The sequence below is a fragment of the Streptomyces sp. NPDC127177 genome, from assembly GCF_042672475.1.
Taxonomy (GTDB): Bacteria; Actinomycetota; Actinomycetes; order Streptomycetales; family Streptomycetaceae; genus Streptomyces.
Genome location: NZ_JBHXUW010000034.1, coordinates 60,392 through 81,648 on the forward strand (window position 1 = coordinate 60,392; position 21,257 = coordinate 81,648).

General features: G+C 71.6%; 19 protein-coding genes. 9 read left to right on the forward strand and 10 right to left on the reverse strand.

The features are described from left to right. Positions 1 to 167: 167 nt before the first annotated feature. Positions 168 to 434 (forward strand): 30S ribosomal protein S20, encoded by a 267-nt coding sequence (rpsT, locus tag ACFVJX_RS21580; RefSeq protein ID WP_384128481.1) that lies wholly within the window; start codon positions 168 to 170, stop codon positions 432 to 434. A 186-nt stretch (positions 435 to 620) separates the two neighbouring features. On the opposite strand, the gene ACFVJX_RS21585 is transcribed toward rpsT, so the two are convergent. The 4 genes from ACFVJX_RS21585 to ACFVJX_RS21600 all read right to left on the reverse strand — a co-directional run bounded on the left by ACFVJX_RS21585 (position 621) and on the right by ACFVJX_RS21600 (position 5,317). Further along, a complete protein-coding gene (locus tag ACFVJX_RS21585; RefSeq protein ID WP_384128479.1) occupies positions 621 to 1,457 on the reverse strand; it encodes a 4'-phosphopantetheinyl transferase family protein in 837 nt (278 codons plus the stop codon). Further along, complete coding sequence (locus ACFVJX_RS21590; RefSeq protein WP_384128477.1) at positions 1,454 to 3,187, reverse strand: acyl-CoA dehydrogenase family protein; 1,734 nt, start codon at positions 3,185 to 3,187, stop codon at positions 1,454 to 1,456. The genes ACFVJX_RS21585 and ACFVJX_RS21590 overlap by 4 nt, the downstream gene beginning before the upstream one ends. Before the next feature lie 4 nt (positions 3,188 to 3,191). Beyond that, positions 3,192 to 4,907, reverse strand: coding sequence for a fatty acyl-AMP ligase (locus ACFVJX_RS21595; RefSeq protein ID WP_384128475.1), 1,716 nt, complete (start codon positions 4,905 to 4,907; stop codon positions 3,192 to 3,194). A 98-nt stretch (positions 4,908 to 5,005) separates the two neighbouring features. Next, complete coding sequence (locus tag ACFVJX_RS21600) at positions 5,006 to 5,317, reverse strand: DUF6059 family protein (RefSeq protein WP_384128473.1); 312 nt, start codon at positions 5,315 to 5,317, stop codon at positions 5,006 to 5,008. Positions 5,318 to 5,548: 231 nt separating this feature from the next. Between ACFVJX_RS21600 and ACFVJX_RS21605 the strand changes: the two genes are divergently transcribed. Then, complete coding sequence (locus ACFVJX_RS21605; RefSeq protein ID WP_384128471.1) at positions 5,549 to 6,163, forward strand: DNA-binding response regulator; 615 nt, start codon at positions 5,549 to 5,551, stop codon at positions 6,161 to 6,163. Between the two features lie 69 nt (positions 6,164 to 6,232). Here ACFVJX_RS21605 and ACFVJX_RS21610 read toward each other — a convergent pair whose 3' ends face one another. The 5 genes from ACFVJX_RS21610 to ACFVJX_RS21630 all read right to left on the reverse strand — a co-directional run bounded on the left by ACFVJX_RS21610 (position 6,233) and on the right by ACFVJX_RS21630 (position 13,908). Then, positions 6,233 to 8,221, reverse strand: a complete 1,989-nt coding sequence (locus tag ACFVJX_RS21610) for a histidine kinase (protein ID WP_384128469.1) — start codon at positions 8,219 to 8,221, stop codon at positions 6,233 to 6,235. A gap of 48 nt (positions 8,222 to 8,269) precedes the next feature. Further along, positions 8,270 to 10,591: a sensor histidine kinase gene (locus ACFVJX_RS21615; protein WP_384128467.1), complete on the reverse strand. Its 2,322-nt coding sequence runs from the start codon at positions 10,589 to 10,591 to the stop codon at positions 8,270 to 8,272. A 167-nt stretch (positions 10,592 to 10,758) separates the two neighbouring features. Then, positions 10,759 to 11,403, reverse strand: coding sequence for a hypothetical protein (locus tag ACFVJX_RS21620; RefSeq protein ID WP_384128465.1), 645 nt, complete (start codon positions 11,401 to 11,403; stop codon positions 10,759 to 10,761). A gap of 55 nt (positions 11,404 to 11,458) precedes the next feature. Beyond that, the gene (locus ACFVJX_RS21625; RefSeq protein WP_384128463.1) at positions 11,459 to 13,753 is read right to left on the reverse strand and encodes a TOMM precursor leader peptide-binding protein; all 2,295 of its coding nucleotides are present in this window, start codon (positions 13,751 to 13,753) and stop codon (positions 11,459 to 11,461) included. After that, positions 13,753 to 13,908: a hypothetical protein gene (locus ACFVJX_RS21630; protein WP_384128462.1), complete on the reverse strand. Its 156-nt coding sequence runs from the start codon at positions 13,906 to 13,908 to the stop codon at positions 13,753 to 13,755. The genes ACFVJX_RS21625 and ACFVJX_RS21630 overlap by 1 nt, the downstream gene beginning before the upstream one ends. Before the next feature lie 284 nt (positions 13,909 to 14,192). Here ACFVJX_RS21630 and ACFVJX_RS21635 point away from each other — a divergent pair, with 284 nt between their 5' ends. From ACFVJX_RS21635 to ACFVJX_RS21660, 6 genes are all read left to right on the forward strand, one after another. Next, the gene (locus ACFVJX_RS21635; protein WP_384128460.1) at positions 14,193 to 15,011 is read left to right on the forward strand and encodes a BTAD domain-containing putative transcriptional regulator; all 819 of its coding nucleotides are present in this window, start codon (positions 14,193 to 14,195) and stop codon (positions 15,009 to 15,011) included. Positions 15,012 to 15,163: 152 nt separating this feature from the next. Further along, positions 15,164 to 15,934 (forward strand): cyclase family protein, encoded by a 771-nt coding sequence (locus ACFVJX_RS21640; protein WP_384128458.1) that lies wholly within the window; start codon positions 15,164 to 15,166, stop codon positions 15,932 to 15,934. After that, the gene (locus tag ACFVJX_RS21645; RefSeq protein ID WP_384128457.1) at positions 15,931 to 16,758 is read left to right on the forward strand and encodes a thioesterase II family protein; all 828 of its coding nucleotides are present in this window, start codon (positions 15,931 to 15,933) and stop codon (positions 16,756 to 16,758) included. The genes ACFVJX_RS21640 and ACFVJX_RS21645 overlap by 4 nt, the downstream gene beginning before the upstream one ends. Positions 16,759 to 16,818: 60 nt before the next feature. Beyond that, the gene (locus tag ACFVJX_RS21650) at positions 16,819 to 18,090 is read left to right on the forward strand and encodes a beta-ketoacyl-[acyl-carrier-protein] synthase family protein (protein ID WP_384128455.1); all 1,272 of its coding nucleotides are present in this window, start codon (positions 16,819 to 16,821) and stop codon (positions 18,088 to 18,090) included. Further along, on the forward strand, positions 18,087 to 19,334 hold the full coding sequence (locus tag ACFVJX_RS21655) for a ketosynthase chain-length factor (RefSeq protein ID WP_384128453.1): 1,248 nt from the start codon (positions 18,087 to 18,089) through the stop codon (positions 19,332 to 19,334). Before ACFVJX_RS21650 ends, ACFVJX_RS21655 begins: the two co-directional genes overlap by 4 nt. Before the next feature lie 42 nt (positions 19,335 to 19,376). Then, positions 19,377 to 19,634: an acyl carrier protein gene (locus tag ACFVJX_RS21660; protein ID WP_384128452.1), complete on the forward strand. Its 258-nt coding sequence runs from the start codon at positions 19,377 to 19,379 to the stop codon at positions 19,632 to 19,634. Positions 19,635 to 19,796: 162 nt separating this feature from the next. On the opposite strand, the gene ACFVJX_RS21665 is transcribed toward ACFVJX_RS21660, so the two are convergent. Next, the gene (locus tag ACFVJX_RS21665; RefSeq protein ID WP_384128450.1) at positions 19,797 to 20,240 is read right to left on the reverse strand and encodes a nuclear transport factor 2 family protein; all 444 of its coding nucleotides are present in this window, start codon (positions 20,238 to 20,240) and stop codon (positions 19,797 to 19,799) included. Positions 20,241 to 20,438: 198 nt separating this feature from the next. On the opposite strand from ACFVJX_RS21665, the gene ACFVJX_RS21670 reads away from it, so the two are divergent. Continuing rightward, a complete protein-coding gene (locus ACFVJX_RS21670) occupies positions 20,439 to 21,236 on the forward strand; it encodes an SDR family NAD(P)-dependent oxidoreductase (protein WP_384128449.1) in 798 nt (265 codons plus the stop codon). The last annotated feature ends 21 nt before the right edge of the window (positions 21,237 to 21,257 follow it).

A 21,257-nucleotide genomic window follows, 5' to 3' on the forward strand; every position in this document is an offset into this window, starting at 1 on the left:
TGTCGGGTCGGTCGGATCTGTACGTAGCTGCCATCGTCCCACGCCTGCGGAGCGAGACGCGGTTTGGGCCGGTCGGAGCGCGGCTGCTACCGTGGACAGCTGTGCCTCGTGGCTCTATGGCCGCAGGGCGCACATCGAAGATCCAACGAACCTGAAAAGGCTCTTTCGTGGCGAACATCAAGTCCCAGATCAAGCGGAACAAGACCAACGAGAAGGCGCGCCTGCGCAACAAGGCCGTCAAGTCGTCGCTCAAGACCGCGATCCGCAAGGCCCGCGAGGCCGTCGTTGCGGGAGACGTCGAGAAGGCCAACGTGGCCGTTCGCGACGCGTCCCGTGCGCTCGACAAGGCTGTCTCGAAGGGTGTCATCCACAAGAACGCCGCCGCCAACAAGAAGTCGGCGCTGGCCACCAAGGCTGCCACCCTCCAGGGCTGAGCATTCCCGATGTGATCGCCGGACGGGACCCAGCGGGCCCTCTCTCCCGCTCCTGACCGGCACCCCGCGCCGCACACCGAACCTGCGTTCGCCACGCGGGTGCGGCGCACCAAGAAGTAACGCGAAGGCCCCGTTCCCGTCCTCCCCAGGACGTGAACGGGGCCTTCGTGCTGCCCGTGGGCGCCGTCAGCGCCGGGCGCGGCCCACGAGGTCGACGACATCGCCCAGGAAACCCTCGTCGAGCATGGTGGAGACGGCGGTGTCACCTTCCTCCGTGAGCCCCGTGTCCTGGCAGGCGACGCCGACCAGGTAGCCGCCGTCCAGCTCGAAGGTGGAGAACGCCCACTCCCCGTGCGACGCGGGCTCTCCCTGCGGGGTGAGCAGGACGGTGGCCTCCGGATCGAAGCCGAACTGGTTGAAGCCCATCCGCATGCCCTGGCCGAGCGCCTTGGTGTACGCCTCCTTCAGCGTCCAGGTGCGCACCAGCCCGCGCTGCTGCTCCCCCGGGGCCAGGGTGCCGAGCCAGCGGCGCTCGGCGGGGGTGCACAGATGGCGCTGGACGGCCGAGTACTGGATCCGGCGGTCCGCCAGCTCGGTGTCGACGCCGACCCGACCGCGCCGGTTGAGGCCGACGACCAGGAGGTCCCGCGTATGGCTGAGGCTGACCTCGATCTGGTCGCAGCCGCGCAGGAAGGGGCGGCCACCGGCCTTGGACGCCAGTTCCACGGTCTCGGGCGGCGTCTGCAGGGCCGCGCCCGCGGTGTATTTGACCAGCAGCCGGGAGGCGGCGAACCGGCCGCGGGCCTCGGCGTCCTGGAGGGTGTTGAGCCGCTGCCAGTCGGTGACCCCGAGCAACGGGCGCAGCTGGGGATCCGCGAGGGTCGCGGGCAGCCAGTCGCGCAGGTGCGCGTGCACCACCACATGGCCGTACCAGGCCATGGACTGCCGCACCCGGCTCCAGTGGCTCTCCGGTCCCGGCATGGGCAGGGGCTCCGCGATGACCGGCCTTCCGGAGGTGCTCATGTGGTACCCGCTTCCGCCAGAGCGACATCGTGAAGATCAAAGCTGCGGCCCGCGCGGAAGCGCGCCAGCAGTTCCCCGGCGACCCGGTCGACGCAGTCCGGGGGCGGCGCGGGGAAGCGGAGGCCGAGACGGCGCCCGTACCGGTGCAGCGCGAGCACCAGCCAGGCCGGGTCGGCGAGGAAGGTGTCCGAGTGCCGGTGGTGCTCCCACACGCCGAGGGCCGCGCCGACCGCGGAGAGCACGGCGTGGCGGTCGGCGAGCGCCGCGGTGGCCGGGCTGACGAACGCGGACCGGTCCCCCGGTTCGATGAGCCGACAGCGGTCCCGCACCTCGTGCAGACCTGCGAGGAAGGCGGCGGACATCGTGCGGAGTGCTTCGTGGTACGGCCCCCGCCCGGCCGAATCGTCCAGCCGTGCGGCGGCCGCGCCCAGTGCGGCGGCCAGCGGGTCTCCGCCGCCCGCGACCTGGAGGCTGCCGATGTCCAGGTGCGGGACCGGGGAGCCGATGCTGAACAGCGCGGCGGGCGGCTCCTCCTCCCGGCCCCAGGAGCTCCGTGCCAGCAGCGGGAGCTGGGGGATGACCACGGCCTGGCAGGCCGCCGTGCCCGCGTGGCCGAGCCCGGCGGCCGGCAGGTCGCGGAGCAGCTTGGTGAGCATGCCCTGGTCGGTCTCCCTGCTGTAGCCGCCTGCGCCGAGGACGGTGGCGAGTTCCTCCAGGTCGTCCCTGAGCAGTTCCGGTACGAGGTACTTGAGGTCGGCGGCGGCCAGGTGGGCGGCGCCGGGCAGCAGGGACAGCGCGCGGAGCACCGTGGTGGCCATGCTGTCGCAGGCCAGCAGGTCGGCGAAGACACCGGCGACGACGCCTCGTTGGCGGCGTCCGAGGGTGCCTCCCGCGAGTGCGGCCCGGACGGCGGCGCGCAGCACGGTGTCGGCCGATGCGACCATGGCGCCGGTGATGAGGGTGCGGTTGAGCTGGAAGGTCCGCAGCGAGAGCCGCACTCCGGCCCCGGATTCACCGACGAGCACGTCGTCCGGCAGTTCGCAGGCGTCGAACTCGTACCCGGCGAAGCGGCAGCCGCGCATTCCGGTGGTGGACCTGCGGGGCAGCACCCGCATGCCACCGGGCGCGATCCGGTCCGGTTCGACGAGGAACACGGAGTGGGAGGCGGACCCGGGTGCGGGGTCGGTCCGTACGTAGGCGACGACCGCGCCCGCGCGTTCGGCGTTGAGCACGACGTCCTTGCGGCCGTCCAGCAGCCGGCCGCCCGAGTACTCCATGGCGGTGAGTTCGCCGCGCAGCATGGCGGTGCCGTGGGCGAGCGAGCGGTGCACGATGGCCGCGCGGCCGCCCGATACGAGCAGCCCGGCGACGGTCTCGCGCTGCCGCGGCGATCCGGCGGCGAACACGGGGGCCGCGGCGAACAGCGAGGTGATCCCGTAACCGAAGGCGAGGGCCACGTCGCGGCGGAAGACCGGCCGCAGCATCCGCATGAGCCCGCCCGCGTCGCCGAGCCGCCCCCCGAGCCCGGCCGGAACCAGCTCCGCCCCGAAACCCTCCTGGTCCAGGAGGTCCTCCGCGGCCGGGAGGAGTTCGCGCTCCCCGTCCGCGGCGAGCAGGGCGCGGAAGCCGAGCGGGTTCGCCGGATCGCAGGGGTCGCCGAAGCGGAATTCCAGCCGCTCGGCACGCCGGGACACGTCCTGGTGACCGGCCCGGACGACGGTGGCGGGCATCACATCAGCCTCCTTCTGCGGCGTACGGCGGCGCCGATGCGTACAACGGGCGGAGTTCGCCGCGCAGATAGAGCTCGCGCATCAGGGAGCGGCGTACCTTGCCGCTGGTGGTGCGCCGTACCGTGCCGGGGCGGACCAGGACCACCCCGGCGAGGTCCGCGCCGAACTCCTGGTGCAGGCAGCCGCGGACCCGTTCGGCGAGGCCGGCGAGCTGGACCGGGTTCCAGCCTGCTCCGCGGATCTCCTGGATGGCGACGATCTCCTCGTGCGCCGAGGAGGCCGAGAGCACCACAGCGGAGCCGAACGGGGATCCCGATCGGCCGAGTTGGCGCTCGGCCTCCTGCGGGTGCAGGGTGCGGCCGTCGATGAGGAGGGCGTCCTTGATCCTTCCGGTCACGTACAGCTCGCCGTCCCGCAGCGCGCCGAGGTCCCCGGTACGCAGGAATCCGTGTTCGCCGCCGCTCGTGACCCGGCCGAAGCTGTCCGACGTCTCCAGCGGCCGGCGCCAGTACCCGGCGGCCACGGCGTCGCCACGGACCCAGATCTCCCCCACGGATCCGTCGGGCAGCACGGCCGATGTGGCCGGGTCGACGATCCGGACGGTGACACCGCTCGGGGGCCCGCAGGCCACCAGGGTGCGGACGGGCTCTCCCGGTACGGGCGGGCCCATCTCCCCCTGATCCAGCCGGCCGGCGGCCACCGTCACCGGGGCCGGGGGGCGTTCGGTGCCCAGGCTGACCAGGAGGGTCGCCTCGGCCAGGCCGTAGCCCGTGGTGAGTGTGCCGGGGCGCAGTCCGGCGGCCGCGAAACGGCGCGCGAAGGCGTCCAGGGTGACGGCGGACACCGGTTCGGAGGCGTTGACGGCGACTTCGAGCGCGCTGAGGTCGAGGCCGGCGAGATCGTCCGGGGTGGCGTCGGCCAGGCAGCGTGCGTAGGCGGAGTCGGGGGCGGCGGTGACGGTGACACCGTGCCGGGAGACCTCGCGCAGCCAGCTCAGCGGGGCGCGCGCGAACAGCCGCTGGGGCATGGCCACGGCGGTGGCGCCGAGCCAGAGCGGGTGGAGCAGCTGGCCGATCAGGCCGAGGTCGTGGTGGAGGGGCAGCCAGCCGCCGATGCGTGAGGTCCGGTCGGTGCCGAGTGCGTCGCGCAGGCTCTCCATGGTGGCGGTGAGGTTGGCGTGCGTGACCAGGACTCCGCGCGGTCCCGCGGTGGTACCCGATGTGTACTGGATGAGGGCGGTGTCGGCGCCCGAGCGGTCCGGCGGCTCCCAGCCGGGGCCGCGTCCGGGCAGCCGGTCGACGGCCAGGCAGACGACGGACGTGTGCCCGGCTGCGGCGAGGCGGCGGGACAGCTCGGGGGCGTGGGCCGACTCGGTGAGCATCAGGGTGGCGTCGGTCTCCGCCGCGATGGCCGCCGTGCGTTCGGCGGCGGCGCGGGAGAGGTCCGGCGGCGGCACGGGCACGGCGACCGCGCCGGCGAACAGGCAGCCGAGCAGGGCGGCGACGGTGTGCGGGCCGCTGTCCACCGAGACCAGTACGGGCTCACCCGCCGCGCCGCGGCTCAGCAGTTCGGCCGCGACGGCGCCGGCCCGTGCGTCGAGCTCGGCATACGTACGGACCGCCGCGCCGCCTTCGCCGTCCGGGCAGAGCAGGGCGGTGTCCGCGGCGCCGGAGGCGAACCGTTTCGCCAGCGCATGTGTGAAGCTCCTCGCTGAAGTCATCCTCTGCTCCTGGCACTCGGGCGGATGATTGCTCCTCCTACTCTCCGCGCCGGCACTGGACGGGGACTTGAAGATCAACTGTGAGGCGGCGGGACCGCTCATCCCCTGCGCCCGGCCTCCCCGTTCAGCAGGTCCTGCAGCAGACGCCGCTCCTGACCGCTGAGCGGGACGTCGGGCCGAAGCCGTTCGGGGTGGCCCGGCGGCGGGCCGTCCGCGTCGGTGCGCAGCATCAGGCGGAAACCGCTGTCGACCGAGTGCAGGCGTGCCCGTCCGCCGTCCGCCGCGGTCAGATACATGTCGACGCCGCCGTGCACCATGAGTGCCAGGCCCACCGGCCGCAGGCAACGGGCCAGGAGGCGGCGCAACTTGTCCTTCGGGGCGCGCCCGCCGGTACTGCGGTGTCCGTTCATGGTCACGTCACCTTCCCTTCGCTCCGGCCGCCGGTCGGCGCCTGGGTGGAGGGATGATGGGAGTGGCCACTCAAGTCCCGGTCAAGTTTTGGCTGAAACCCACGGAACAGGGAATGGTTGTACCAGGCCTGAATCAAGGTGTTCTCGATGGGTCTCAGCCAGCGAAACGGGCGTGTCCTGTTGCATAATCGCTGGACGAACGACCCATGATCCGGCACAACGGGGGGCACCATGGTAAGAGTTCTGATTGCCGAAGACATGCATATGCTGCGCAAAGCGCTGGTATCACTCATTGAGTTGGAGCCGGACCTCGAAGTAGTCGCCGAGCTGTCGTCGGGTACGGATATCGTGCCCACCGCCCTGGCCATGCGGCCGGATGTCGCTGTCCTGGATATCGACCTGCCCGGGACCGACGGCATCACCGCAGCGGCCGGATTGCACACCCAGGTGCCGGACTGTCGCACGCTGATTCTCACCAGCCTCGGAAGACCCGGGAACCTCAGACGGGCGCTCGCCGCCCATGTATCGGGCTTTCTGCCGAAGGATTCGGACCCGGACAGTCTCTGCGCCGCGATCCGTCAGGTCGCCGCCGGCCAGCGGGTGATAGACCCTCAACTGGCCCTGGCGACACTCGACTCCGGCCCCTCTCCGCTCACCGAGCGCGAGCAGGAAGTGCTCCAGCTGGCCTCGGAGGGAATGGAAGCGTCCCAGATCGCCTCCAGACTGCACCTCTCGTCGGGCACCGTACGGAACTACCTGACCGCGGCGGTCACCAAACTCAGTGCCCGCAACCGGGTCGATGCCATTCGGATCGCCCGCGAGGCAGGGTGGCTGCACTCGGTCTGAGCACCGGTTCCGGGGCTGCCGCCACAGCCCCGGGCACACACGATTCACCACGACAGTGACCGGCTCGGCTCAGAGCGTGAGCAGTGCCACCTCGGCCCTGAGCTCGAACCAGCCGTCGGGCCGCGGCCCCACCGTGAGCCGCCCGTTCACGGCCTCGATCCGCGTGGTCAGGTTCCCGATACCGCTGCCGCCACCGGGCGGGGAGCCCAGCACGGGGTTCTCGGTGCCGTCCGCCCCGTCGTTGACGAGCGAGAGCCACACCCCGCCGGCCGCCCGCTCGGCGGTGATCCGGCAGCGCGCCGCGCTGCTGTGCCTGAGCATGTTGGTGAGGCCCTCGCGGAGCGTCGTCGCGAGCACCGTCTCCACCTCCCGGGGCAGTTCACCGCAGTCCAGCCGCACGGTGGCGTGGATGCCCACGCCGGCGAGCATGGCCATGGCGTGCTCCACCTCCGCGGCCAGGCACATCCGCCTGCTGCCGCCGGACACCGTGCGGAAGTCGGCGAGCGCCCGGCGGGCGATGCCCAGCACCTCCGTCAGCTCCCGCTGGGCCCGGCCCGGTCCGGAGTGTGCGAGGCGGCGCACCAGCTCGCACTTGAGGATGATCGCGCAGAGGCTGAAACCGAGCAGGTCGTGCAGGTCACGGGCGAACCGCAGCCGCTCGGTGGTCACCGCGAGACGGGCGATCCCGGCCCGGGAACTGTGCAGTTCGGAAGCCAGCTGAGCCATCCTGGTCAGGCCGAGGACCACCAGGGCGCAGATCGAGGTGTAGGCCGTCGCGCGGAAGACGTCCGGGAGCGGGTGCCCCACCGCGTACAGCGCGGCACCGCTCGCCGCCGCGACCACGACGAGCAACGGCCGGGCGACGGCGGGCGGCAGCACCAGCAGCGCCGTACCGGCCAGGAAGCCCGGGATCCCCGCCCACGCTCCGCCGAAGAACAGGAACGGCGCGAACTGCAGCACCGCCTGCGCCGCCAGCGCCCCGTACCGCACCCGTCCCGTCCAGTAGGCCCCCCACGGAAAGCGCCGGTGGAAGGACTCGGCGAGCTGGAGCGCCAGACATCCCAGCAGGCAGATCTCCGCCTCGGGCAGCAGCGTGGAGTGCGGCGCGTACGACCAGGCCGCCGCCGAACAGCTGAGGAAGTAGCCGACGAGGACCGCGAGGGTGATCCCGTCCGCGGCGCGCGGCATCACATCGGTGCGGCCCGCCCGCGCCGCCCCGCGCCGGTCGCCGGCGCCCGTGGCGTGGTGCTCGGTGCACCCGCGTCCAGGCCGTCCGGGCGATCCCTCGCGGTAGCCGCGGCTGACCGAACGCAGATCCGTGAGCGCCTGGCGTGAGATGCCGAGCACGTCGGTGATGACCGACTGCGCGCTGCCCGGCGCGTCCCTCAGCAGCCGGTGGGCGAGCTCGCACTTGAGCGAGATCGCCGAGAGGCTGAAGCCGAGCACGTCGTGCAGATCGCGGGCGAACCGTAACCGGGCGCCCGACACGGCGAGCCTGGACAGTTCGTCCCGCGAACGGTGCAGCGTGACGATCATGTCCGACATCCGGGAGAGGCCGATGACGACCAGCGGGACCAGTACCGCCTCCACACCCGCGTGTACCGGTCCGTCCGGCCCGGCGGGGAGGTGCCGGAGGAGGGCCCACTCCGTCACGACCGCGAGCACGAAGACCGGCCGGGCCATCGCAGGGGGGAGCACCAGCACCGCGGACGCGGAGAAGAACTCCACCGTTCCCGCCCAGGCGGTGCCGAACACGGTGACCGGCAGAAGGGCGAGCAGCCCCAGCAGCAGCCAGGTCAGGAGGCGGTAGCGGCTCAGCCGCGGGAAGAACCCGGGGAAGGAGTGCGCCAGTTGCAGCACCATGATCGCGGCGAGTCCGGCCGCGGCACCGACGCGATGCCACACCGGGGGGTGCTCGGCCCACACCTCCGAGGCGGTGATCGCGACGAGGCCGGACAGCACCCCCGCCGAGACGGCGACCGCGGCGCGCCCCGGTACCGCCCCGCCGCCGGCTCTCGCCGGTCCCCCGTACGCGCGGCCGACCGCATCGGTCCTCACATGCCCCCCATGGCCTGCTTCTTCGGTTGTGTGGTGCGGCCCGTCCGGTCAGACGGCGGCAGCCAGCAGTTCGACCTCTGCCTTCAGTTCGAACCAGCCGTCCGGGCGGGCCCCGGCCGCCAGCCGTCCGTTCACCGCGTTGACCCGGGTGGTCAGGTTCCCGATGCCGCTGCCGCCGTCCGCCGCGGAGCCGAGTCCGGGTGCGGCGCACCCCTGCGCCCCGTCGTTGACGAGCGTGAGGGACACGCCGTCCGCCGTGCGCTCCGCGGTGATCCGGCAGTGCGCCGCGCTGCTGTGCCTGAGCATGTTCGTCAGGCCTTCCCTGAGCGTGGTGGCGAGCACCGTCTCGACGTCGTCGGGCAGATCGCCGCAGTCCAGCCGGATACTGGCGTGGATGCCGACGCCGACGAGCATCGCCGAGGCGTGCTCCACCTCGGTGGTGAGGCTCATCCGCTGCCGTCCCTCCGCCACCGTGCGGACATCGGCGAGCGCCCGGCGCGCGATCTGCAGTACTTCGGTCAGCTCTTCCTGAGCCTGCACGGGCTTGGCCGGCGCGAGACGCCGCACCAGCTCGCACTTGAGAGTGATCGCGGAGAGGCTGAAACCGAGCAGGTCGTGCAGGTCACGGGCGAACCGCAGCCGCTCGGTGGTCACCGCGAGACGGGCGATCTCGGCCCGGGAACTGTGCAGTTCGGAGGCCAGCTGCGCCATCTTCGAGAGCCCGAAGACCACCAGGGCGCACATCACCGTGTAGGCGGATTCGTAGATGAGGTCCTGGAGGGACCCGTCGGCCAGGTAGACCGAGACGCCACCGGCGACCGTCGCCACCGCGAGGCCCGCCCAGGCGGCCACCGTGGGCAGCACCAGGAGCGCCGATCCGGCGAGGAAACCGGGCAGTCCCAGATAGACGCGGCCGAGGAAGAAGCACGGCACCACCTGGAGCAGCACCAGCGCGCCGAGTGCTCCGTGGCGCAGCAGCCACTGGCCGCGGGCGGGCCGGGAGAAGCGCCACTGGAAGGACACCACGAGCTGGAGCGCCAGCATCCCGAACATGCAGAGTTCCACCGCGACCGCCTTGCCGAGCGGCGGCCGGTAGGACATGGCGATCACCGAGTACGCGAGGAAGTAGCCGACCAGCACGGAGAACGCGATCACGGCGGCCGTGCGCGGGACCATGTCGCGGTGCCCGAGTCCGGCCGGCACGGACACCCGCTGTCCGGAGGCGTCCGTTTCGGGGGCCGTCCCGGCGGGCCCGTCCGCACCGCCCGCCCGGGGGCCGAGGAGCGGCACGGTCGCCCGGACCCTGAACCAGCCCCGGCCGTCGGGCCCGTGGCTGAGGGTGCCGCCCAGCTCTCCGATCCGGCAGCCGAGCGTGGCAAGGGCACCGTCGGTGAGTCCTCTGGGCGGCCGTCCCCGGCCGACACCGTCGTTGGCCAGCGTCAGCACGACAGCCCCGTCACGGCGCTCGGCCCTGATCCGGCACTGATCGGCCTTGCTGTGCCTGAGCATGTTCGTCAGGCCCTCCCGCAGCACGGTCGCCAGGACCGTGTCCACCGCTCCCGGCAGGTCGTCGCGGTCCAGGTCGAGGTCGGTGCGGATACCCGCGGCCGAGAGCATCGACACCGCGGCTTCGGCCTCGCCGAACAACGACATCTCGCGGTAGCCGCGGCTGACCGAGCGGACGTCGGCGAGCGCCTTTCGGGAGCTGCGCAGTACCTCGGCGAGTTCCTCCTGTGCCCTGGCCGGTGCGTCCGCGAGCAGCCGGTAGGCGAGTTCGCACTTGAGGGAGATCGCCGAGAGGCTGAAGCCGAGCACGTCATGCAGGTCGCGGGCGAAGCGCAGGCGTTCACCGGCGACGGCGAGCCGGGCGAGTTCGTCGCGCGAGCGGTGCAGTTTGACGATGATGTCGGACATGCGGGAGAGGCCGATGACGATCAGCGGGATGAGTACGGCCTCGACGGCGGCATAGAGGGCGTCGTCCCAGCGGACGGCGTAATGGAGGAAGACCAGGCTGTCCCCGACGGCTCCCAGGCAGAAGAGCAGCCAGCCGGTCGCCGAGGAGAACACCAGCACGGCCGAGGCAGTGAAGAACTCGGTCATGCCGCCCCAGGCGATCCCGAGGAATACGACCGGCAGATAGGCGAGGACGCCCTGGAGCCCCCAGGTCACATACCGGTAGCGGGAGAGCCATGGCACAAGGCTCGGAAAGGAATGGCTGAGCTGCAGCGCGAGGATGACGGCAAAGCCGATGACCGCGGCGGCGAACTCCAGCAGCGGTGGATGTCCGGCCCACACGTACGAGCCGTCGATCACGAAGAAACCCAGCAGCACCCCGGCCGTGATGGCTATCGCCTTGCGCGGCGGAAGCACCCGGCCTTCGCCGTTGGCAGGGATACTCTCCCTCTGAAAGGCTATTTCCGCTTTCAACTTTCCCCCATGGTTCACGTCGCCCGGTCAGCAGCACGTCTCCCGCACGGATCATATGGAATCCGGCTGCCGGATCTGTAGTGTGCGACCGGTACTCAAATCCTCGTCACTTACCGTCGCGACCCGCTTTTCAGGTCCGCGGCGGCCAGCATCCCCGCCGCCGCGGCATAGGAACGGGCGGCCCTGACCACCGGCTGCGGCAACGGCGCGTCGGGGGGAAGCGGTGAATCCTCGTACCCGCCCCGCAGATGGACGAGCAGCCGGGGTGCGTCGGGGCCGTGCAGTTCGACCCGGTGGTCCGCGCCCTCGTGGGCGAGGACGGGGTCGTCACCCGGCCCGCGCCTGATCATCTCCCGCGGAAGGCGGAACTCGGCACCCGGCGGCGTGGACGGCGGGTGAAACCTGGCCCCGGGCGACAGGGGCACCACGCTCAGCAGCGGCGAAGCACCGATGGACAGATGGCGAACCGTCACGTGCTGGAGGTCCTCCAGCACGCCGAGCAGCGCACGCGAGGCGTCGTTCCACTCGTCCTCGGGCACGTCGTACCCGGGGAATCCCGGCGCCACGTTGCCCAGCGACACCGGGCCGAGCAACATCCGGTTCAGCGCCTCCCGCAGCAGCGGGTCGGGGTGCTCGACGCACAGCTCCCCCCACGGGGTCCGGAGCACGGTGCGCCGGCCGAAGTCGACCGTGACGTCCTCACGCAGCGACCAGAACTCCCCGAGTTCACGGGCCGCGAGGCGGTCGATTCGCATGAGGGGGTCCTTCCACCGGCAAGGGAGCGCGTTCGGGGTTCGTGTTCACGGGTGTTCAGAGGAAGAGCGGAACGGGGTTGAGGTCGCCGTAGGCGGTCGGCACTTCGAGTCTGCCGAGTTCCACCGGTACGTCGAAGAGCCGCCCTGGAGCGAAGCGGGCCCAGTGCGGTCTGAGTCCCGGCACCACGACCTTGACGACCGGCAGGGCGACGTCGGGTCTCGTCTGGTCGAGCACGAGCAGTTCCATCCCCTTGCTCCGCAGGATCTCCACGGCGGCCCGGATGTCCTCGTACAGATCGTCGCGCGGAGTGAGGGGGTAGGTGCCGGGGCCGGTGGGCAGCGCGTCGGAAGGGAGCAGATACGGGTGGGCGGCGACACTCGCCGTACGCAGCCACTCGGCCACGTCCGGGTCCTCGGTCAGTGAACGGGAGACCCCGCCGTCGGTGTCCACCACGTGCGGCATCATCTGGTTGAGCTCGGTCAGCGCTCGGCGCAGCGCGATTTCCGGGTCGAAGTGTGCGCCGAAGCCGAGCATGATGTCCTGCGCCTGCCCCGCCGCACGGTCGGTACGCCGGGAGAGCGCGGCCATCACCGGGATTCCCAGGTCGGTCGTGAGGTCGAGCACCCACACCTGCCGGTTCAACGAGGCGTGCACCCGCGTCATTTCGGCGATCCAGGGGTCGTCGAACGCGTCGAGGTCGACGGCCGGCTGCCGGGTGCGGTTGTACCACCACAGGGCGAGCGCGTCGCGTTCCACGAGTTCGAGGAGGCCCTGCAGCACGGCGTCCTCCAGAGTGCCGCCCGCGGCGGTGCCGTTGGAGGTCGCCAGACAGGAGACATGCCCGGAGACCTGCGGCACTCCGTAGTAGAGCAGCGCTGTCGGCAGCAGCTTCCGGCGCCCCTCGGTCACCGACCAGACGGGGGTCCAGTCCGTCTCCGCGTTCTCGTCGAAGGGGTCGCAGATGTGCTGGAAGGGGCCGTGGGCGGCGTTCCACCGGTCGCGGTCGCCGTACTGGGCCACGTCGTAGAGCTGGACGGTGTCGGGGTGGACCGCCTCGCCGGAGAGAGCGGCGTAGCTGCCCCGCACGACGGCCTCGCCGCCCTCGAACTGTCCGGAGTGCCGCTCCAGCGCCTCCGCCAGGGCGCCCACCCGGGCCTGGAGTTCGGTGGCTCCCTTCCCGCCGCAGGTCGAACGCAGTCCGGTGCGGATGGCTCCCAGACCCCCTGCCCCGGCCGCCGGATTGGTGCCCGCGCAGAAGGAGTTGAAGAACTCCGGGCCGCGCGGATCACGCCTGATCTCCCGTACGAGTCCGGTGACCGGGTCGATCAGGTGGCCGTAGCGCTCCATGAACTGGTCCAGGCCAAGGGTGCGGTGCCCGCCTCCCGTGGTGTGCGTCTTCAGACGGGAGCGGAGCACCACGGGGGCCCACACCTGGGCGGCGGCCATGCCGGGCACACCGCACTCCGCGCACTGCGGGCGCCGGGTGACGGGGTGGAGCTCTCCATCGAGCGTCAGTCCGTCAACGGTGCGCAGCAGCCGCTGGCTCGGATGCCGGTACCCGGAGAGCCACTTCACCGCCTCGAGCACGGCGCTCTGCACGGCGGCGGCGCGTGCGGCGGGCAGTGCGCAGGCCGGCCGGGCCACCGGTCCCGACCGGCCCAGCATGCGCTGGACGTGGGCCTCGACGGGACGTGAGCGCCACAGGCGTTCGGCCAGGCAGGACCAGCAGGGCCCGTCCGGGTCGCCGAGGAACGGGCCGATCCACTGCTGGGTCCCCTCCGTCTTCACCGGAAGCCAGCGGCGGCCGGCAGCACGGTGTTCGGCGTCCACCACGGCGAGCGCGGGGTCCAGGTAGTCGTCACAGAGGACGAGAGTGAGTGCGTCCGGGGCGTCCTCGCCCGGGGGGAGGACCCTGACACCGGCCGCGGCGAGGCAGTCGAGGAGCGTCTCGGCGCTGGTGCTGCCGATCGAGAGGGCTCGCACCGGGGCGTCCGTACCGCCGATCGCCCTCGCCGGACGGTGCAGGCCGGCCGCCTCCCAGTACGCCTGCTCGGCCGCGGCCCCGGGGGCCGCCGCGGATCCGGCGCGGTCGGAGAGTAGTCCGGCGCCGGTCAGCCGCTGCACGAGCCGGGCCGTCTGGTCGGCCGGCAGGGTGTCGCCGGCGTCCTCCGCGATCCGGGCGAGGGGCCTGGTGCCGTCGAGCAGTGGCGCGAGGCGGGCTATCTGCTCGCCGTGCAGAGCGGTCACCCGCTGGTCGGAGATCAGGTACACCGCCTCACCGGGTACCTGCTCGACCCGCAGGTGCGGCTTGAACCCCAGCAGGGGTCCGGCGGTCCGGACGCTCTCCATCAGGCCGTGTGCTGAGCGGAGTCGGCCACCAGTATCGGGCTCACACCGCACATGCCGGTGTAGAGAGCGGCCTGCATCTGGTAGGAGGACTGCCCGAACTCCTCGATCTCCAGGTCGTCGTGGCCGGAGACGGTGAGGTTGAGGTTGAGGTTCATAGTCTTCGATTCCCTCGGGTTGCGAAGTGATGGGCCATTGACCTTCGGCGCTCGGCTCCCGGTCGGGGCCGATGACCAGAACTCTGCCCGGTCGGCCGGGTCCGCCCCAGTGCCGCCGTCACGGGATGCACATGAAACTTTCACACCGGCGGCCGGGAAAGCCGCATGCCCGGTTCGGTAGCCCGGCACTGCCGTAATCCCGGCGCGGCTGACAACTTCTGAGGGTGATTGGAGCCGGATCCGAAAACCATCGGGGCGTCCGGCGTATCCAACGGAGGAATCCCATGGAGATCAAGGTTCTCGGCCCGCTCGTGGCCGAGTCGGGCGGCACGTCGGTCGTCCCGAGTGCCGGCAAGCCCCGGCAGATACTGGCCCTGCTGTCCGTCTACGCCAACCAGGTCATGCCCGTGCCGACGCTGATGGAGGAGATCTGGGGTGCGGACATGCCCCGGAGCGCGCTCACCACGCTGCAGACGTACATCCTGCAACTGCGCCGGCTGATCACCCACGCGCTCGGTACGGACAGCCCGTACACCGCGCGTGAGGTGCTCGCCACCCGGCACGGCGGCTACCTGCTGGAGGTCACCCCCGGCGCGGTGGACGTGCACGAGTACGACCGTCTGGTGGCCACCGGCCGCAGCGCGGGCGAGAGCGGCGACGACGAGACGGCGGCCGCGCTGTACCGCGACGCCCTCGACATGTGGCGCGGTCCCGCGCTGGTCGACGTACGGCTCGGACCGCTGCTCGAGATCGAGCTGGTGCGGCTCCAGGAGAGCAGGCTCGGTGTGCTCGAACAGCGCATCGACTCCGATCTGCGGCTCGGTCGCCATATGCAACTCCTCGCTGAGCTCACCTCCCTGACGGCTCGTCACCCGCTGCACGAGGGCCTGCACGCACAGTGCATGGTGGCGCTGTACCGGTCGGGACGGCAGTGGCAGGCATTGGACGTCTACCAGAACCTGCGGCGCGAACTCGCCGACGGGCTGGGGCTCGACCCCTCCGTGCGGCTGCAGCAGCTGCACCACGCGGTGCTGGCCGCCGACCCTGCACTCGACGCCCACCAGGCCGGGCGCCGGCCGGTGCTCGACCTCTTCGCCGCCTGACAGGCCACCGCAGGCCGCTCAGGCACCGACTCGTCCCGGACCCCGCCCTTCTCCCCCCACAGGGCGGGGTCCGACGCGTGCGCGGCTCCATCCGGCCTCCAGCAGGTGCACGCACAGTGCCCCGAACGTCGCCAACGACACTGGGGGTTACCTTGCGAGTCATCGATCTGTCGTCGCCCGTGGACGCGGCCGGCTGGGAGCCGGACCCGATCGTCCACGAGATCATGACGCCCGCCGAGGGCGCCGTGCACATGGCGTCGGAGATGAAGGAGCACTTCGGCATCGAGTTCGACCCGGCCGAACTTCCCGGCGGTGAGCTGCTCTCGCTGGACACCATCACCCTGACCAGTCACACCGGCACCCATGTGGACGCGCCCTCGCACTACGGCTCGGTGGGCACGTACGGACGGCCGCGGCACATCGACGAGATGCCGCTCGACTGGTTCCTGCGTCCGGCCGTGGTCCTCGACGTGAGCGATGTCGGGACCGGGGTCATCGGCGTGGAGCGCATCGAGAAGCAGATCGCCGCGGTCGGCTGCACGCCGCAGCCCTTCGACATCGTGATGCTGCACACCGGGGCGTCCCAACACGCCGGCACACCGCGGTACTTCACCGACTTCGCCGGGCTCGACGGTCCGGCCACCGACTTCCTGCTCGACCTCGGGGTCCGGGTCATCGGCACCGACGCCTGGAGCCTGGACGCCCCCTTCGGACACATGATCCGCACCTTCCAGGAGACCGGCGACAGGTCGGTGCTGTGGCCGGCCCACTTCGCCGGGCGGCGCCGCGAGTACTGCCAGGTCGAGCGGCTCGCCCAGCTGGACACCCTGCCCACGCACGGGTTCCGGGTGTCCTGCTTCCCGGTCAAGATCGCCGGTGCGGGAGCGGGCTGGACCCGGGCCGTGGCCCTGATCGACGAATGAGCCGCAAGGACCGTGCGCGCCGCGGGCCCATGACTCCGTGGCTGTTCTGCTTCCACCACGCGGGGGCCGGGGTCTCCTCCTTCGCCCGCTGGCAGAAGGTGCTGGGTGATGCGGCCGAGGTGGTACCGGTGCTGCTGCCGGGCCGCGGTCCGCGCACCAAGGAACCCAGGATCACCGATGTCGCCACCCTGATGCGCGAGCTGAAGGAGCTGATCACCCCGCTGCTGGACCGCCCGTACCTCCTGTACGGGCACAGCCTCGGCGGTCTGGTCGCCCACGCGCTGACCCGGACCCTCGAGGACGACGGGCTGATGCCGCCGGCCCGGCTGGTGATCGGCGCGGTCCCGCCGCCCCATCTGCGCAATCCGCTGCTCCGCGGCGTCGGCCTGCCGGACGCCGAGCTGCTGGATCTGCTGGTGGAGCTGGACGCGGCGCCGCCCGAGGCGGCGGGCCGGGACAGTTCGCTGTGGCGGCGCCACGTGATTCCGGCGCTCCGGGACGATCTGCGGCTCGGTGAGGCCCTCTGCCGGGCCAACGGCGGCATGGCCGTGGGCACCCCGCTGACCGCACTCGCGGGCCGGGACGACCCCATCGCGCCGCTGCCCGAAATGGCCGAGTGGGCGGACTACTCCGTCACCCGGTTCGATCTGCGCACGCTGCCCGGCGGCCACTACTTCGTACGCGAGAACGTCGTTCCCGAGCTGCTGCGCAAGGCGGCGCTCGACCTGCGGAAACCGGTCCAGCCGGAATGCCGGTCCGATTCGAGCGCGCATCAAGAGGGCGGGACAAGACTCCTGCCAACACCGGAGCTATCAGAGAGGTGACGCAGCCGTGCTGCATTCTCCCGGGGCCAGCCCCCAGGACCGTCGCATCGAGGGGGACAGGTGAGCCGACGCGTAGTCATTACCGGAATCGGTGTGGTCGCCCCGGGTGGCGTCGGCACCAAGGAGTACTGGTCCCTGCTCACCGCGGGACGCACCGCGACCAGGGCCGTCTCGCTCTTCGACGCCTCGGCGTTCCGCTCCCGGATCGCGGCCGAGGTCGACTTCGACCCGGTCGCCCGGGGACTGACCGGCGAACAGTCCGAACGGCTCGACAGGGCGGCCCAGTTCGCCCTGGTCGGCGCACGTGAGGCGGTCACCGACAGCGGCCTGGACATGGCCGGCATCGATCCGTTCCGTACCGGCGTGACCATCGGCAGCGCGGTGGGGGCCACCACGGGCCTCGACTACGAGTACGCCGCGGTCAGCGACAACGGCGCCGAATGGCTCGTCGACCACGAGCGGGCCGTGCCCCACCTCTACGACTACTTCGTACCCAGCTCCTTCGCCGCCGAGGTGGCCTGGGAGTTCGGTGCGCAGGGCCCGACCGCGGTGGTCTCCACCGGCTGCACCTCAGGACTGGACTCGGTCGGCCACGCCGTCGAACTGATCCGTGAGGGCAGCGCGGACGTCATGATCGCCGGCGCCACCGAGGCACCGATCTCGCCGATATCGGTCGCCTGTTTCGACGCCATCAAGGCCACGTCGAACCGCAACGACGAGCCGGAGACGGCCTCCCGCCCCTTCGACAAGTCGCGCAACGGCTTCGTCCTGGGCGAGGGGTCCGCCGTCTTCGTTCTCGAGGAGTACGACCAGGCCGTGGCCCGGGGCGCGCACATCTACGCCGAGATCGCCGGCTTCGCCTCGCGGTCCAACGCCTACAACATGACGGGGCTGCGCGCCGACGGTGCGGAGATGGCCGAGGCCATCGGTGCCGCACTGGCCGAGGCCGGGATCCCCGGCACCGACATCGACTACATCAACGCGCACGGCTCGGGCACGCTGCAGAACGATCGGCACGAGACCGCCGCCTTCAAGCGCAGTCTCGGCGACCACGCCGCCGTGACGCCCGTCTCCTCCATCAAGTCGATGATCGGGCACTCGCTCGGCGCCATCGGCTCGCTGGAGATCGCCGCATCCGCGCTCGCCATCGAGCACGGCGTGGTCCCACCCACCGCCAATCTGCACGAGGCGGATCCCAAGTGCGATCTCGACTACACCCCGGTCCATGCCCGTGAACGCGCCATCGACACCGTTCTGAGCGTGGGCAGCGGCTTCGGCGGATTCCAGAGCGCCATCGTGCTCACCAAGCCCGAACGGAAGAGGACGGCATGACCAGCGAGCTCCTGGAGCGGCCCGCGCTGAGGTCGGGCACCGCGGTGTTCACCGGCATCGGGGTGACCGCCCCCAACGGCCTCGGCACACAGGAGTGGTGGCGGGCGACCGTCGCGGGCGAGAGCGGAATCCGCCCGGTGTCCCGCTTCGACGCGTCCGGCTACCCCGCCACACTGGCCGGCGAGGTGCCCGGCTTCGACGCGGCGGAGCACATCCCCAGCCGGCTCCTTCCGCAGACCGACCACATGACGCGGCTCGCCCTGACGGCGGCCAAGGAGGCGCTGGAGGACTCCGGCGCCGACCCCGCCGAGATGCCCCCCTACTCGGCCGGGGCGGTGACCGCCGCCTCCGCGGGCGGATTCGAGTTCGGCCAGCGGGAACTGCAGGCGCTCTGGAGCAAGGGCGGCCAGTACGTCTCCGCCTACCAGTCCTACGCCTGGTTCTACGCCGTCAACACCGGCCAGATCTCCATCCGCCACGGGCTCCGCGGACCCAGCGGTGTCCTGGTCACCGAACAGGCCGGCGGGCTCGACGCCGTCGCCCAGGCCCGCCGTCAGCTGCGCAAGGGCAGCAAGCTCATCGTCACCGGCGGTGTCGACGGCGCGGTCTGCCCCTGGGGCTGGACCGCGCAGCTCGCCGGCGGCCGGATGAGCGGTGCCGCCGACCCGGCACGCGCCTTCCTGCCGTTCGACTCGGCGGCCAGTGGCTACGTCGCCGGGGAGGGCGGCGCGATCCTGGTCCTGGAGGACGCCGACGCGGCACGTGAACGCGGGGCCGGGATCTACGGACAGCTGTCGGGATACGGGGCGACCTTCGACCCGGCACCGGGCAGCGGCGGGGAGCCGGGCCTGCGCCGGGCGGCCGAACTGGCCCTCGGCCAGGCGGGGCTGTCCGCCCGGGAGGTGGATGTCGTCTTCGCGGACGCGTCCGGCGTCCCGGAGCTGGACCGGCAGGAGGAGGCGGCGCTGACCGCCCTGTTCGGCCCCGGGGGCGTGCCGGTCACCGCCCCCAAGACCATGACCGGCCGGCTCTCCGCCGGCGGCGCGTCGCTGGACCTGGCGGCGGCGCTGCTCTCCATCCGGGACTCGGTGACGCCGCCGACCGTCAACGTCACCGACCCGGTCGCCGGAGCCGCCCTCGACCTGGTCACGGAGGCCAGGCGCGGTCCGGTCCGTACCGCACTGGTACTGGCCCGCGGGACCGGCGGCTTCAACGCAGCGGCCGTCGTGACAGCGGCCGGCTGAATTCCACAATTTGTCGATTGTTCGAGTGAGAGAGGCAAGTCCATGAATCTGAAGGAACTGACCACATTGCTGCGGGAATGCGCCGGCGTCGGCGAGGGCATCGACCTGGACGGCGACGTGCTGGACGTGCCGTTCGACGATCTCGGCTACGACTCCCTGGCGATCCTGCAGGTGACGGGTGTCATCGAGCGGGACAACGGAATACAGCTGTCGGACGACACGGTGGCGGAGGCCTCCACCCCGCGGCTGCTCCTGGAGTTCATCAACGAGAGCATGTCGGCCACCGCGTCGGCGGCGTAACCCTCCCGCACCTACGACGGCCACCCGCCCCGCACCGGGGTGTGGTGGCCGTCGTGCTGTCCGGCCCCGCGGTCGCGGCGCCGCCCCGGGAGTCACCCGGACACAGGGAAGTGCCCGCACGGCGGGGGATCGCGTGCGGGCACTGGCTCTGGAGGGGACGGGTCAGATGAGGTCGTCCCTGGTGATCCTGCGGTCCTCGATCTGCCAGGCGCCGTCCACGCGGACCACGCGGTCCTCGCACAGGGTGCTGGCCTTGATCTCGGGGCGGCCGCCGCGCGGGGTCTCGATGACCAGGGCGTAGCAGCGGGCGGTGACGACCGTGTCGGTCGCGCTCTCCACCGAGACCATGCCCAGCCAGTGGCGGCGCTGGACTCCGGCCTCGGCGTACGCCGCGGTGGCGGCCGCGGCCGCGGCGGTGATGGCCTCGCGGCCGACGGCCGGTACGGGCTGGGCGTTGGCGGCGAAGACACCGTCGGTGGTGAAGGTGTGGGCCCACTCCTCGACCCGGCCGTCGTCGAGCAGATGCATCTGCTGGGCGTAGAACTGCTGGATCTCCGTGTACAGCCCGGTGGTTGTGGCGGCCTGCGGCAGTTCGGTGACGCTCATGGGGGTCCTTTCCTCCTGGGTCCTTCTGCACCCCGAGACTGGCGGCCCCCGCTTGATCCCCGCTGGTGAGCGGCTGGGGCGCCGGGCCGGGCGGGGAGCGGCGCGCCGGGGGCGGCGGTATCCAGCCCGGCTCCATACCCGTTCGAGTGGGGCTCGGCATTTTGGGGCGCGTACACCAACTCACCCGAGGAGATTCGTATGACGCAGCCCAAGGACGCGAGCGGGCCCCTGGTCGCGCTCATCACCGGTGCCACCAGCGGCATCGGCCTGGCGTCGGCACGGACGCTGGCCGGCGCCGGGCTCGCGGTGTTCATCTGCGCGCGCAGTACCGAGTCCGTGGAACTCACCGTCAAGGAGCTCCGCGCCGAGGGTCTGGAGGTCTCGGGCGCGACCGCCGATGTGCGCAGCTCCGAATCGGTCAAGGAGCTGGTGGCGGCCGCCGTCGAGAAGTACGGGCGCATAGACGTGCTCGTCAACAACGCCGGGCGCAGTGGTGGCGGTGTCACCGCCGACGTGTCCGACGAGCTGTGGGACGACGTCATCGACACCAATCTCAACAGTGTCTTCCGCACCACCCGTGAGGTGCTCAACCGGGGCGGCATGCGCGAGCGCGGCTGGGGCCGGGTCATCAACATCGCCTCCACCGCGGGCAAGCAGGGTGTGGTGCTCGGTGCCCCCTACTCCGCGTCCAAGCACGGGGTCGTCGGCTTCACCAAGGCGCTGGGCAATGAGCTCGCCCCGACCGGGATCACGGTGAACGCGGTCTGCCCCGGCTATGTCGAGACGCCGATGGCGCAGCGTGTCCGCCAGGGCTACGCCGAGGCGTACGACACCTCCGAGGACGCCATCCTCACGAAGTTCACCTCGAAGATCCCGCTGGGCCGCTACTCCACCCCTGAGGAGGTCGCCGGCCTGGTCGGTTACCTGGCCTCCGGCACCGCGGCCTCGATCACCGCGCAGGCGCTCAACGTCTGCGGCGGCCTCGGCAACTTCTGAGCCGGCCGGCCACTTCGCAAC